Origin of the sequence: Shewanella sp. SG41-3, assembly GCF_014164545.1 — a bacterium.
Classification (GTDB): domain Bacteria; phylum Pseudomonadota; class Gammaproteobacteria; order Enterobacterales; family Shewanellaceae; genus Shewanella; species Shewanella vesiculosa.
In genome coordinates this window covers 186300-199075 of the sequence record NZ_JACJFJ010000008.1, presented here as the reverse complement: position 1 = coordinate 199075, position 12776 = coordinate 186300, and the positions used below count along the sequence as shown (strand labels likewise).

The 12776-nt window shown below is 42.3% G+C and carries 12 protein-coding genes; 3 read left to right on the top strand and 9 right to left on the bottom strand.

All coding sequences use genetic code 11. The annotated features are described in order from the left end of the window. The first annotated feature begins 147 nt into the window (after positions 1-147). Positions 148-825 carry an SDR family NAD(P)-dependent oxidoreductase gene (locus tag H5164_RS16160; RefSeq protein WP_182757087.1) on the top strand — a complete coding sequence of 226 codons (678 nt, stop codon included), beginning with the start codon at positions 148-150 and terminating at the stop codon, positions 823-825. Between the two features lie 15 nt (positions 826-840). On the opposite strand, the gene H5164_RS16155 is transcribed toward H5164_RS16160, so the two are convergent. After that, a complete protein-coding gene (locus H5164_RS16155; RefSeq protein ID WP_124016117.1) occupies positions 841-1038 on the bottom strand; it encodes a hypothetical protein in 198 nt (65 codons plus the stop codon). 96 nt (positions 1039-1134) lie between these two features. Between H5164_RS16155 and H5164_RS16150 the strand changes: the two genes are divergently transcribed. After that, on the top strand, positions 1135-1341 hold the full coding sequence (locus H5164_RS16150; RefSeq protein ID WP_182757086.1) for a hypothetical protein: 207 nt from the start codon (positions 1135-1137) through the stop codon (positions 1339-1341). 99 nt (positions 1342-1440) lie between these two features. Here H5164_RS16150 and H5164_RS16145 read toward each other — a convergent pair whose 3' ends face one another. The 8 genes from H5164_RS16145 to H5164_RS16110 all read right to left on the bottom strand — a co-directional run bounded on the left by H5164_RS16145 (position 1441) and on the right by H5164_RS16110 (position 11518). Further along, entirely contained in the window at positions 1441-1827 is a 387-nt protein-coding gene (locus tag H5164_RS16145; RefSeq protein WP_182698474.1) for a ribonuclease E inhibitor RraB, read from the bottom strand. A 10-nt stretch (positions 1828-1837) separates the two neighbouring features. Continuing rightward, entirely contained in the window at positions 1838-2071 is a 234-nt protein-coding gene (locus H5164_RS16140) for an RNA-binding S4 domain-containing protein (protein WP_124016120.1), read from the bottom strand. Positions 2072-2121: 50 nt separating this feature from the next. After that, complete coding sequence (locus tag H5164_RS16135; protein WP_182757085.1) at positions 2122-2928, bottom strand: SDR family oxidoreductase; 807 nt, start codon at positions 2926-2928, stop codon at positions 2122-2124. 27 nt (positions 2929-2955) lie between these two features. Then, positions 2956-4155 (bottom strand): HD-GYP domain-containing protein, encoded by a 1200-nt coding sequence (locus H5164_RS16130; RefSeq protein ID WP_182723469.1) that lies wholly within the window; start codon positions 4153-4155, stop codon positions 2956-2958. A gap of 153 nt (positions 4156-4308) precedes the next feature. Then, a complete protein-coding gene (locus H5164_RS16125; RefSeq protein ID WP_124016123.1) occupies positions 4309-4830 on the bottom strand; it encodes a DUF2919 domain-containing protein in 522 nt (173 codons plus the stop codon). A 66-nt stretch (positions 4831-4896) separates the two neighbouring features. Continuing rightward, positions 4897-6909, bottom strand: coding sequence for an NAD-dependent DNA ligase LigA (gene ligA / locus H5164_RS16120; protein WP_182698477.1), 2013 nt, complete (start codon positions 6907-6909; stop codon positions 4897-4899). Between the two features lie 101 nt (positions 6910-7010). Continuing rightward, the gene (gene zipA, locus H5164_RS16115; RefSeq protein WP_182757084.1) at positions 7011-8063 is read right to left on the bottom strand and encodes a cell division protein ZipA; all 1053 of its coding nucleotides are present in this window, start codon (positions 8061-8063) and stop codon (positions 7011-7013) included. A 20-nt stretch (positions 8064-8083) separates the two neighbouring features. Further along, the gene (locus H5164_RS16110; RefSeq protein ID WP_182757083.1) at positions 8084-11518 is read right to left on the bottom strand and encodes a chromosome segregation protein SMC; all 3435 of its coding nucleotides are present in this window, start codon (positions 11516-11518) and stop codon (positions 8084-8086) included. A 160-nt stretch (positions 11519-11678) separates the two neighbouring features. On the opposite strand from H5164_RS16110, the gene cysZ reads away from it, so the two are divergent. Next, on the top strand, positions 11679-12452 hold the full coding sequence (gene cysZ, locus H5164_RS16105; RefSeq protein ID WP_124016126.1) for a sulfate transporter CysZ: 774 nt from the start codon (positions 11679-11681) through the stop codon (positions 12450-12452). Positions 12453-12776: the final 324 nt, after the last annotated feature.

The following is a 12776-nucleotide window of genomic DNA, read 5'->3' as shown; positions in this document are numbered from 1 at the left end:
CTTAACTAATCGCTACTCGCATAAATAAATAATTATCAAACAGCTCAATGTTTGCATTGATTATCGTTTTAGGACACTGGCACTTTGCGCTTCAGTTGTGCATTGATATAGTAGCCGACCTAATGAACACTAGCTGAAGGCTTTATTATGATTGTTATTACCGGCGCGAGCAGCGGCTTAGGTGCCGCATTGACCCATCTTTACGCTGCAGAAAAACACAGTCTATTGATCACTGGTCGCAGTGAGCAAAAATTGGCTAATGTCATGGCAGACTTAACCCCACTTGAACAAGCTAATGTAACCGCTCACGCAGCAGACTTATGTGTGGCTCAGGATGTTAGTGATTTATTTTCGCGTTTATCGACGCCGCCTAGTCGGGTAATTCATTGTGCAGGTAGTGGTTACTTTGGCCCAATTGAACAACAATCTCCACATGCGATTAATCAACTAATTAACAATAACCTCACCTCAAGCATTCTAATGTTACGAGAGCTAGTAAGTCGTTATCGTCATCACAAGGTGACGGTTGTTGTAGTCATGTCGACGGCAGCGCAGGCTGGCAAAGCAAATGAGTCAACCTATTGTGCTGTGAAGTGGGCGGTAAAAGGGTTGCTTGAATCCTTGCGACTAGAATTAAAAGACAGTCCCATGAAATTAGTTGCCGTTTATCCCGGAGGCATGGCAACCGACTTTTGGCAAACCAGTGGCAAAGACATCGATACCTCAAGCTTTATGACTGCAGCAGAAGCAGCCACGATGCTTAAACAAGCTTTAATCGCTACTGAGCATGGTTATGTGTCGGACATTACCCTTAATCGTAGTTAACAAGCCGTTTGTTGATTAAAGAGTTGGCTTTGTTGACCAATACCAGCAATATATCCAACCTGCTGGAGCAAAAACAATGTTTAACACTAAGGCATAAAATCCGACAAGCGGTAAATTAGTGGTTTTACCTTTGGCAAACTTTAAGGTGAAAAACACCACAACCAAGGTTAGAACGAAAATAATTTGGCCAATCAATGTGGCATTTAAATTCATGATTTTACCCTTTAATCATCAAGCCCGTTATGCTGAAATAGCAATATCGTTAACTGATGATACATTTAATATTAGATTATTGATAAGGCCACCACAATGTGTAAAAAAGTCGTCGTAATACTGGTGTCGATCAACCTGCTTCTTGGCTTGTCAGCTTGCGCTGAATTAAAACACACTGGCAAAGAAATCGGTCACACCACAAAAAAAGTGACCACAGCAATCGGTCACGGTACGCGCGATGCCGTAAAGGCCATTGGTCACGAAACTAAAGAAGTCATTAATGACATAAGAGAAGATGACTAAATTCCGTTGTATAAACTAAGAAAAAGCCGTTAATGCGTGGCATTAACGGCTTTTTTTGAATTGGACAATTCAATTTTTAATCATGACTAAATGGCGATATTAGTGTTTACAATGCTCACCGTGTACATGGTCATCATCAGCAAATTCATCATCGCCACCTTGATTTTGCATTACGCCCCAACCATCAGAAATACCGTCAAATTCTTGCGCAAAGCTATTTAACTCGGTCTCTTTACCAACCAGTGCCGCGTATTCTGGCACCATTTGCAAGCAAACAATCACTTCCCACTTAGTGTTTTCTTCATCAAAATTTAGCTCAAGCTCGCCTTGCATATCGGTTTGGCTTAATGCCTCTAAGGCTGACTCTGCATCACGTTGATCATCAAACACTAAGAAGAAATCGACTTCTATTGACTTAGTAAGATCAATACCGGCATCCGCCATTGCTGCCAACATTTGGCCATTATCATCTTCTGGGAATTGCATTTATCAATCCTTACTCTGCTGGAACAATTTCAATTGTTGTACCATTGAACGACACCATATCGCCAACAACACACTTTTTACGTTTACGCGTATCAACTTCACCATTAACGGTAACCTGACCTTCGGTAATGACATGCTTTGCTTCACCACCACCGTTAACTAAACCAAGTACTTTGAGTACTTTGTACAGTTCTACGAATTCATCACCTTGAAGTAATGCAAACGCTTGAGTTTGAGTCGTCACAATAATCGCCTTTTTATCAAAATATATCGGCTATTATAGCCTATGCCAGTTTAGCAAGCATCAAGCATTTTAAATGGACTACTAAAGGCATATTCAAAGCCTAACTGATGGCAGATTAATTGACCGTCGATAATTTTACTGGGTTGTTCCTGTTGATTAAACTGCGGCGCAATTAATCCCAGATGCTCGGTCGCAGCAACATAAAATTCACCGCGAGTAGGATGCTCATTTGCAGTAAGATTATAAATAGCTGAGGTATCTTTACGTGACAAAATCAAGCTAACGGCAGCAATACAGTCATCTAAATGCACTAAATTTACCGCAACATTGGCACCACTCACATCGGTTTTACCCGCAAAAAAACGTCCAGGATGACGTTTCGGTCCAACTAAGCCTGAAAATCGCACAATACAGCTGTTTTGCATTGCAGAAAATACCGCTTCTGCTTGTAGTAAAATATCGCTGCTATCATTAAATGCCGCCGCATCTTGTTCGGTGACGATTTGATCTAGCGACGGATAAACCCCTGTCGTACTGATAAAAATCACTTTTTGGTATTGGCGTTCACCGATAAAGTTTTTCAATTGAGTTAAATAAGCAAGATAGTCAGTATCACCGCGCCTTAGTCCAGGCGGTATATTAATCACGATCGCATCGGCATCGAATAAAGATGAGTGCTTTGCATCAGCAATAATATGGGCCAAATCGAGTTGATAAGCCTCGATACCCGCTTGCTGTAACTGAGCTAAATCATCAGGATCACGCTTTGAAGCTTTTACCTTGAAACCTTGTTTAACTAACTGTGTGGCTAGTGGGAAACCAAACCAACCACATCCGATAATGGTAATTGTATTCATGTGTTCTCAGTGTAACTAAGTGATGTTTTAGTGATTGAAGTGGTTAAAATAAAAGCTGATTGGGCTGTTGGCTTGTAATGTTTTAATCGCGCCTTCTGATAAGTCTTCTAGCTTAATGACTTCTTTTATTTGCACATCTTCATCAATTAAAAATCGAAAGCTTGGCTCTGAACCGCTGTCATGGCAGGACCATACATGAGGTTGTTTGACATCGGTAGTCGTCATCATCACCTTGGCAATATTATCGTCGGTTAAGCGCACTATTGTGCCTGGTGGATAGATACCTAATATTTTAACTAACACCGAAATCAAATTGTTACTGTGCTTACTGCTTTGAGTTTTAAATAATATGCCCAATGCAATTTGTGGACTCTGATGTTGATGTAAAAGGATTTCATAACTATTGGCCAAAGACACTATTTGGGTTGTCTGTAAAATTTTTGCTTCGGTTAAATGATTAGGAAATCCACTGCCATCAATAAACTCGTGATGATGCAGCACAATATCCAGCATGGCTTCAGGAAACAATCCGGTTCGATTAAGAATGTCATAACCAAAGTTAGGATGCATTTTCAAAAAATTACTTTCGTGATCGGTTAATTCACCCCGCTTGCGCCTAATGGTTTCGGGCACTTTGAGTTTACCGATATCATGAAACAAACTGCCTAATGCAATGTCACGCACCTCACTTTTAGTCAGTAATAAAGTATGAGCAATCAGCATAGAAATAACCGCCACTGAAATACCGTGCTGTGTGACGCTGATATCGGTTTCACCGCTGCCCACTAAGGTTAAATGAGGGGTTTCGCTTTCATACAAATGATCAACTAAATCTTCGACTAAAGTGGCCGCTTCCCGATAAGCGCCTTCAGGATCGCTAACGATTTTGCCAAACACGGTTCGACTATCATTAACTGATTTAAGAAAATGTTGTTGGCTAACGCGCATACTCTTTTTTGCTAATGGCCGATAATCGATTTCTTCATCAACCACTTCTTCAGGTAATTCGATGTCTTCAGGCTCTGCAATTTGCGGCAATAAATCATGACCTTCAATCACATAAACGTATGACAAATCGAGACCTTTTATCATCTCAATTTGGATTTGTTTTTCAAGCTTAACTTTACTGCGGAAAAAAGGATGGCTAGTCCAAGATAAAGGCAGCTTAACGGTTAACCCGAGCACCATTTGCGAAACAGGTATTTTTAGTAATTCTGCTTTAGCCAAAATATCGATCCTTTTCACATTCGCCGAATGATGGCGGTAATGAAAGTGCCATTGTTACACTGACATTTTCACAAATAGACTTATGTGTATCAAGGTGTTACATCTTTACCTTTGGTGATGATCAAATATAGTGCATTTATGCCTAGGCGTACATTATTTCGTATCTTGTTTACTCTCATCTATTGATGACGTTGCAACTTGCGCCTCGGTCTCATCTTCAGTCCAATCGGCAAAGTAGTAGTATAATCGTTTTGACTTTAATACATAAATCACTGACCAAAAAAGAAAAAGTGCGTCAATTGAATAGCCAATTTTAAACAAAAAGTCATCGTGCATCATCCGCTGGAATAAAAATATGCCATCAAGGATAAGCAATGCCCATAAAAACCAACCACTGTTCTTAAACAGTGGAATGAGTATCGGCCAACTGCGTTTTCGTTCGGCAATAATAAGTCCATAAAGCAACACGGCGCCAACGCCAGCAATTAATGCTAAGACAAAGTCGCTTTTTTCAGGATAAAACAACCGAACTAAACCAGCGCGGTCATTAAACTGGGTGAGTGAGGCGATAAAAATACACCAACCACGGGCTAAAAAAACTAAGATTAAATACAAAAACAACGGTGGTTTAATATGACCGCGATCATCAAGCCAAGTAATATTACTAAAATTCACAATAGCCTCTTATCGGCTGTCACAAGTATAAATAAAACATCTTTATTAGCATCAATATCAGCTCGGTTAGTTTGATCCATTGAGTAAATCCAGCAAACCTTGCTCGTCGATGACCTTAACCCCCAACTCCTGTGCTTTAGCAAGCTTAGAGCCAGCAGCTTCACCAGCAACAACACAATCGGTATTCTTAGACACACTGCCGGCCACTTTTGCACCTAAGGCCTGTAATTGGGCTTTAGCATCATTACGATTAAGTTGAGTCAATGTGCCAGTTAATACCCATGTTTGACCTTTTAGGCTTAATTGTGACTCATCGGCTTGTTCTATAACCGGCCAAGTAATACCCGCAGCAAGCAATTGTTGTATTACTTCGATGTTGTGTGGCTGAGCAAAAAATTGACGAATGTGCTTTGCAACAATGTCACCAACATCTGCCACCTCAAGTAACTGTTCCACACTGGCACTGCGGATTAGTTCAAAATCAGCGAAGTGTTGTGCCAAATTAGCTGCGGTTGCTTCACCGACTTCTCGAATACCTAGGCTATATAAAAAACGCGCCAAGGTAGTGGTTTTAGCATCTTTAATTGCCGCCACGATATTGGTCGCCGACTTCATTGCCATGCGATCTAACATGGTCACCGCAGAAGCCGTTAGGGTAAATAAATCGGCAGGGGTTTTAACTAATTCTTTATCAATAAGTTGCTCGACAATTTTATCGCCCATACCATCAATATTTAACGCTTTACGCGAGGCAAAATGCTTGATCGCTTCTTTACGTTGCGCTTCACAAAATAGTCCACCACTGCAACGCGCAACGGCTTCGCCCTCTAAACGCTCAACAATACTTTGGCAAACAGGACAATGCAGAGGAAACACAATATCTCGAGCATCATCAGGGCGCTGCTCTGGGACTATCGCAACAATTTGTGGGATAACGTCGCCAGCGCGGCGAATGATCACAGTGTCGCCAATCTTAACCCCAAGGCGAGCGATTTCATCTGCATTATGCAAGGTAGCATTTGATACCGTCACGCCACCAACAAATATTGGTTTTAGACGGGCTACTGGGGTAACGGCGCCAGTTCTGCCGACCTGAAAGTCAACCGACTCCAGTAAAGTCATTTCTTCTTGAGCAGGAAATTTATAGGCTATGGCCCATCGAGGGGCTTTAGCGACAAAACCAAGAGTTTGCTGCTTAGCAATGTCGTTAACCTTGATGACTACGCCATCGATTTCATATTCAAGTGCAGTGCGTCTGGCCATAATGTCAGCATAATAAGCGTACACTTGCTCCAATGACTCAGTCACTTTCACTTCATTGCTAACCGGTATCCCCCATTGTTTTAGCTGTGTTAACTGGCCAAAATGAGTGGTTTGCATCGGTTGTGATTCACCTTCAACCACACCGAGTGCATAAGCATAAAACCCTAGTGCGCGTGCAGCGGTAATTTTACTGTCTAACTGGCGTAAACTCCCTGCAGCCGCATTACGCGGATTCACAAACACTTTGTCACCTTTGCTGATTTGACGTTGGTTTAATGCCTCAAACGCCGCTTTAGGCATAAACACTTCGCCACGCACCTCAACAAGATCGGGAAATCCTTCACCACGTAATTTAAGAGGAATGGAACGGATAGTGCGCACATTTTCAGTAATGTCTTCACCGACACTGCCGTCACCCCGTGTTGCTGCTCGCTCAAACAGACCCAAACGATAAGTAATACTCACCGCGAGACCATCGAGTTTGGGTTCGCAGACATAATCAACGCTATCGACTTTATCAGTGATACGCTTGTTAAAGGCAGCAAAGTCGGCTTGTTCAAAAGCATTATCAAGGCTTAGCATTGGTTTAAGGTGGGTAATTTGAGCAAACTTTTGCAAGGCCATACCACCGACTCGCTGTGTCGGTGAGTCAACTGACTTAAATTGCGGATACTCTTGCTCTAGCTCAGTTAAGCGCTTAATTAATCTATCGTATTCAGCATCGGGAATTGACGGAGCATCATCAACGTAATAACGAATATTATGCTGATTAATAGTATGAGTGAGTTGATCCATTTCAGTTTGAATAGCGTGCATTGTGGTATCCGTAATACGAGTTGTAACCGTAATTTTCTTATAAAAATGAACAGGTATAAAACAATTAAGGCCGCTGCTGCGGCCTTAATAAAAACATCAACCTACGCCGCATTGAGTCGTCGTAAATACTCTTTTTTGGTCCCATCGGTCCAAGGTTGACGTTGTCCATCTAGTAATTGTGCATTGAGATCGTCGGCAATTTGATAAGCCGAGTTCAACATAATGGTAAAGTTCATCATTGGATCGCCGTATCCAGGTAAGGTCATAAATAACACCACACCTTGAGTCACAAACTGCTCCATTTCATCTGGATCAAATACGCCTGGCTTTAACATGTTGGCAAGTGAAAACAGCACTTTACCTGTACCAGCATTATCGATGTGACGATGAAAAATATCCATGTCTCCAAATTTAAAATTAAGCGATAACAAACTTGGTAATAATTCAGCGCCCTGAATTTGTTCACCTTCTTTTGCCACTATATGTAGAACTAAGACATCGGTCGGCTCTAGCGGTTCATCAGCCGGGGCATCAGCTGGCTGAGTTGAATTAGCGTTATTGTCTAACTTAACCTCAGGGTTAATCTCAGCGGCAGGTGTTGGCTCTGCCATTTGCGTTGCTTTATGGGGTTCGGCTTTGGCTGCCAGAGGCTTACCGGTATAGCTTTCTAACTTGGCTGTACTGGTTGAAGGATTAAATATCTTTTTAGGCGTATTCATTGATACGCTTGACGTCACAGCAGCTTGAAGATCATCTTCAACAAACAATGTCTGTTGTGTTGGTTGCGCAGTTTTAGCTTCAGCATGGCTAGGCTCAGATGGCTTAATCGCGGGCTGACGGAGCGAGTCTTGCAAGGGTGTATTGGAAAGCTTTGCATCACTTGAATGAGGCTTTTGGCTTAAATTAGTTTTTAATATCGGCTTAATGACCGTCTCTTCAACCTCGCCAGGTTTACGCACGCGCACCGGGCCAATACCATCGGCGTCAAAACCGTCAGAGTCGATACGTTTAGCTTGTTCTTTATAAAACCCAGCCATAGGACTTTGTTTCATTGACTTAGGTTGTTGCTTACGAATCGACCAAAAACCGTGCACTAACACCGCAATGATTGCGATTGCGCCTAATACGAATAACACCAGTTGTAGATCTTTCATAGATTCCCTGTCTTCCTAATTTATACCGCGTCAGCCATGGCGACTGCGGCTTCAATGTCCACTGCGACTATTCTTGAAACGCCAGGTTCATGCATAGTAACGCCAATAAGTTGATCAGCCATTTCCATTGTTATTTTATTATGACTGATATAAATAAATTGCACACTTTGTGACATTTCTTTCAGTAACCGACAAAAACGTTCGACGTTGGCGTCATCCAAAGGTGCATCAACTTCATCTAGCATACAAAAAGGTGCTGGATTCAGTCTAAAAATGGCAAAGACCAATGATAAAGCGGTTAACGCTTTTTCTCCACCACTAAGTAAATGTATGGTGCTATTCTTCTTACCTGGCGGCTGCGCCATGATGGTAACCCCCGTTTCGAGAAGGTCATCACCCGTTAAGGCCAAGTACGCTTTTCCGCCACCAAAGACTTTAGGAAATAGCAGACCTAAATCATGATTTACCGTTTCAAATGTTGCTTTAAAACGACTGCGGGTTTCTTTATCTATCTTACGGATAGCGTCTTCTAATATCGCTAATCCTTTATTTAAGTCGTCATCCTGACTGTCTAAATACGCTTTTCTCTCTCGTTGCGATTCAAATTCTTCAATGGCTGCAAGGTTGATGGCACCAAGACGTAAAATGTTCTGTTTCACTTTTTCAAGCTGTTGCGACCAAGCGTCAATAGATGCCTGCTCTGGCATGTCGGCAATCACTTGTTGCAGCTGGATTTGCTGTTCTTGTAGTAATTGCAGCTGACCATTGGCCTGCCCTTTTAAACCTTCACGACGTAACTTTAACGCGCTTATCTTTTGAGTCAAGTCCTGTAGCACTACAAGCTGTTGTTTTTGCATCAATACTAAACTGTCTAAGCTGGTTTGCAGCTCTGCTTGTTGAGAACGATTATGCTGTAATTGCTGCTGCAGAGCTTGCTGCTGCTCGAGTACTTGAGCTAACTGAGTTGAAAGTTGGCTCAAATCATGTTGACCGCGTTGCTGCTGATTGTCGAGTAACATTTGTTGTAACTGAGTCAATTGGTTGATTAATTCAGTCTTTTTTTCATGCTTTTGCTTTAATTTTTGCTCGCTCAATGCTTGTTCAGTGACATGCTGTTGCACTTGTGCTTGCTGGTGCTTAACACGATTGGCAGCATCAGAGCGAATAGCTTTGGTTTCTCGAAGCTTAGCTTGACTCGTTTGCCAAGCTTGTTGGGCCAGCTCGTGTTGATTCATTGCCTGTAACAATGCTTCTTCTTGAATAAGGATCTGCTCTTCAAACGCATCAACTTGTATGTGTTTATCGTTTATTTGCTGAGTAAGTTGGTCAATAGTCTGACTATATTGTTGTTGCTTTTGACGTTTATCAGCGACTTGCTGAGTTAAACTCGTGACCAAAGAGTGCAGTTTTGTCTGCTCTATTTGTAACTGATGACAGGCTTGTTGGCATTGATTCAGTTCTAGCTGAGTGGTTGCGGCCCGTTGAGTTAACGATGTCAGTGAGTGCTGAGACGATATCTGCTGTTGCTCAAGTTCTGCTAACTGCTGACTTAAGCTTAAGCGCTCTTGGCTGAGCACAATAGCTGATTGCCCCGACTGAGTATGATTAAGCACAAAACCATGGCCAATCAAAAAACCTTCTTGGGTGGCAATATATTGTTCGGGGGCTAATGTCGGCAATAACACTTTGGCTTCAGCCATACTCGTCGCCCACACCACGTGTTGTAACCAAGGCGCTAAATTCACCGGCGTGGTCAAAGCAGGATAAGCCACGGTTTCTTGCTGTTCAAACCCCATTATTGGGCTGGTTTCATCCACCAAAGACGTTATGTCCTCAGCTAAAATAGGTAACTGACTTAACCCTTGCAAGACTTTATCGACCGCTTTTTCCCAGCCGGGCACCACCTCAATCACTTGCCATAATTGTTGACCCTCATCTTGAGTGTGCTCAGCCAGTAGCTCGTCGATAAACTGCAAGCGCGAATGATGATGAGTCACCGATTGCTTGAGTTTTTGATAGGTTTCGCTTGCTTCAGTCACAGCTTGCTGCTGTTCAACTAAGGTCAATTTAAGTTGACTGTGTTGCAGCTGTTTATCAGTAAGTTGTTGATCAAATTTGGCTAATTCGGTCTCACTGAGTTGCAATTCTTGATGGTTATTCTGTTGTGCCAAAGCAGCGAATTCGCTTTGAGATTGAGATAAACGCTGCTCGTCTTGCCGAACACTATGCTGTTGATGACTGAGGGTTGATTGACTCAGTGCCAACTGCATTTTATTGCTCGCCAAGGTTTCGGCATACTGGGTTAGCTGGCGTTGCTGATCATCACAAGCTTCTTCAATAGCAAAAACCTGCTCATCGATCTGCTCAAGCGCCTGGTTTGCCTGATCATAAGCGGGTTGATGAGTATTCACTTGTTCAATTAACTGCTGGTGAACGTCAGTCATCCTAACAATATGTTCCTCAGCTTGCTCAACTTGCTGTTGTAACGACTGAATTTGTTGTTGCAGCTGGTTATCTTGTTGCTGTTGATGCGCAAGCTGTTGCTCAAGCTTGGTGGTGGTATTGCCAGCTTGGTAATACTGTTCAACCAGTTTATGTTCGGCATCACTGAGTTCAGCCAATTGCTGTTTCAGCTGAATAACACTGGTATCGCCCTGCTGGGCATTCTTGGCTAACGCTTCAGCTCTCAGTTCACCTGCAGCCGTTTCGGTGTCGAGCTTGTCGGTTTGCTGTAATAGTTGTTGATAGCGCATAACGAGGAGCTGGCTATGTAACTGGCGTTCGCTGTGTTTTAATTCGCGATAGCGCAACGCCGCTTTAGCTTGTTGCGATAATTTATCTAACTGAGCGCCGAGCTCAACCCGAATATCATTTAAACGTTCAAGGTTTTCACGGGTATGACGAATCCGATTTTCAGTTTCACGGCGGCGTTCTTTATAACGCGAAATGCCGGCGGCTTCTTCAATAAATACTCTCAACTCTTGAGGTTTAGATTCAATTAAACGTGAAATCGTCCCCTGTTCGATAATTGCGTAGCTTCGTGGCCCAAGACCGGTCCCCATAAATAAGTCGGTAATGTCTTTGCGGCGACACTTTTGACCATTTAAAAAGTAACTTGATTCACTATCGCGGTTGACTTGGCGCTTAACCGATATTTCTTGATAACTAGCGTACTGACCAGTAAGTCGTCCTTGGGTATTTTCAAATACAAGCTCTACCCCTGCCACCGAAATAGGCTTGCGCGAAGATGAACCGTTAAAAATAACATCGGTCATCGAATCGCCACGTAAATGCTTGGCACTACTTTCCCCCAGCACCCAGCGTACAGCATCAATCACATTGGATTTGCCGCAGCCGTTAGGGCCAATAATGGCCGATAAGGCATTATCAAATGGGATTTTTGTTGGGTCTACAAACGACTTAAATCCAGCAAGTTTTATTTGTTTTAATCTCATGTTGCCAGTTCAGGTACGCATTAAAAGGAAAAAGCAGTTCACTTTAGCAATTGAGCCGCATTTTGTAACGATTTTTATCCTATTGATCCTGTTTATCACTTGTTTTATTGTCTCTGGCTGGTCAAAATCAATGTTATGAGTCATAAAAAAGGCGCGTTAAATGGTAAACAACACTCAGACCGTTAAAAAGAGCGGTGTAAATTATTTTATGCAAGGCTTTCAATTAATTAAACAGCCGGGGTTACGCTCGTTTGTGTTTATCCCGTTAATGATAAATTTACTGCTGTTTGCTGGGGCAATGTATTTTGCCTTGGGCCAATTGACTGAGCTATTCGATTGGATGAATGGCCAACTGCCTGACTACTTAAGTTGGTTACATTTTTTCTTATGGCCATTAGCCTTGTTAACCATGTTAGTGGTCATGTCATTTATATTCAGCTCAGTGATGAACTGGCTGGCAGCTCCCTTTAATGGTTTATTGGCCGAAAAGGTTGAACAACACTTAACAGGTAAAAATTTAAATACCGGCACATCTGTCGATATGGTGAAAGATTTGCCCCGTGTGTTAGGCCGAGAATGGATCAAACTGAAATACTATTTACCTAGAGCATTATTATTTTTAGTGTTGTTTTGGGTGCCGGTCATTGGTCAAACAGCAGCCCCCATTTTATGGTTTTTATTTACCGCTTGGATGATGGCGATTCAATATTGTGACTATCCTTTTGACAACCACAAAGTCAGTTTTGATGATATGAAGTTTGCCCTTAAGAACACTAAAGGTTCAAGCTACAGTTTCGGGGCATCGGTGACCTTATTTTCGATGATCCCTATTGTTAACTTTATCGTTATGCCTGTAGCCATTTGCGGCGCAACCGCGATGTGGGTAGATAAATATCGTCAAGCCTACAAAAACAATATTATCGCTCCTGATTAATCGGCTGTTATTGGCCTCGATGAATAAATACTAATCTAACAGTCTAATGGCATACCTCTAAAAATGATTTATGAGTAAGGCGCCATTGGAGAATAGATCGACTTGATACTCCCTCAGCCCGATGCTTAGCAGCGGGCTTTTTTATTATAGCTACCATCAAGATTTAACACTTGGTAACAATTTATCGGTAATTTTAACACGGGCCAAACCTCCGCTTTAATAGGTTTTTTGAGATAATGGCGCAAATAACAAAAATATCAAAGAGTACCTGTGACCAACTTGTTAACCTCAGCCAAGACCCCGCGTCCAATCAACCGTTTACGC

Bases quoted from the DNA above. Each gene is read 5' to 3' on its own strand.
- H5164_RS16145 (WP_182698474.1), bottom strand. From the start codon at position 1,827: ATGCAATTCCCAGAAGATGATAATGGCCAAATGTTGGCAGCAATGGCG.
- ligA (WP_182698477.1), bottom strand. From the start codon at position 6,909: ATGCACGCTATTCAAACTGAAATGGATCAACTCACTCATACTATTAAT.
- H5164_RS16110 (WP_182757083.1), bottom strand. From the start codon at position 11,518: ATGAGATTAAAACAAATAAAACTTGCTGGATTTAAGTCGTTTGTAGAC.
- H5164_RS16150 (WP_182757086.1), top strand. From the start codon at position 1,135: ATGTGTAAAAAAGTCGTCGTAATACTGGTGTCGATCAACCTGCTTCTT.
- H5164_RS16155 (WP_124016117.1), bottom strand. From the start codon at position 1,038: ATGAATTTAAATGCCACATTGATTGGCCAAATTATTTTCGTTCTAACC.
- zipA (WP_182757084.1), bottom strand. From the start codon at position 8,063: ATGAAAGATCTACAACTGGTGTTATTCGTATTAGGCGCAATCGCAATC.
- H5164_RS16135 (WP_182757085.1), bottom strand. From the start codon at position 2,928: ATGAATACAATTACCATTATCGGATGTGGTTGGTTTGGTTTCCCACTA.
- H5164_RS16160 (WP_182757087.1), top strand. From the start codon at position 148: ATGATTGTTATTACCGGCGCGAGCAGCGGCTTAGGTGCCGCATTGACC.
- cysZ (WP_124016126.1), top strand. From the start codon at position 11,679: ATGGTAAACAACACTCAGACCGTTAAAAAGAGCGGTGTAAATTATTTT.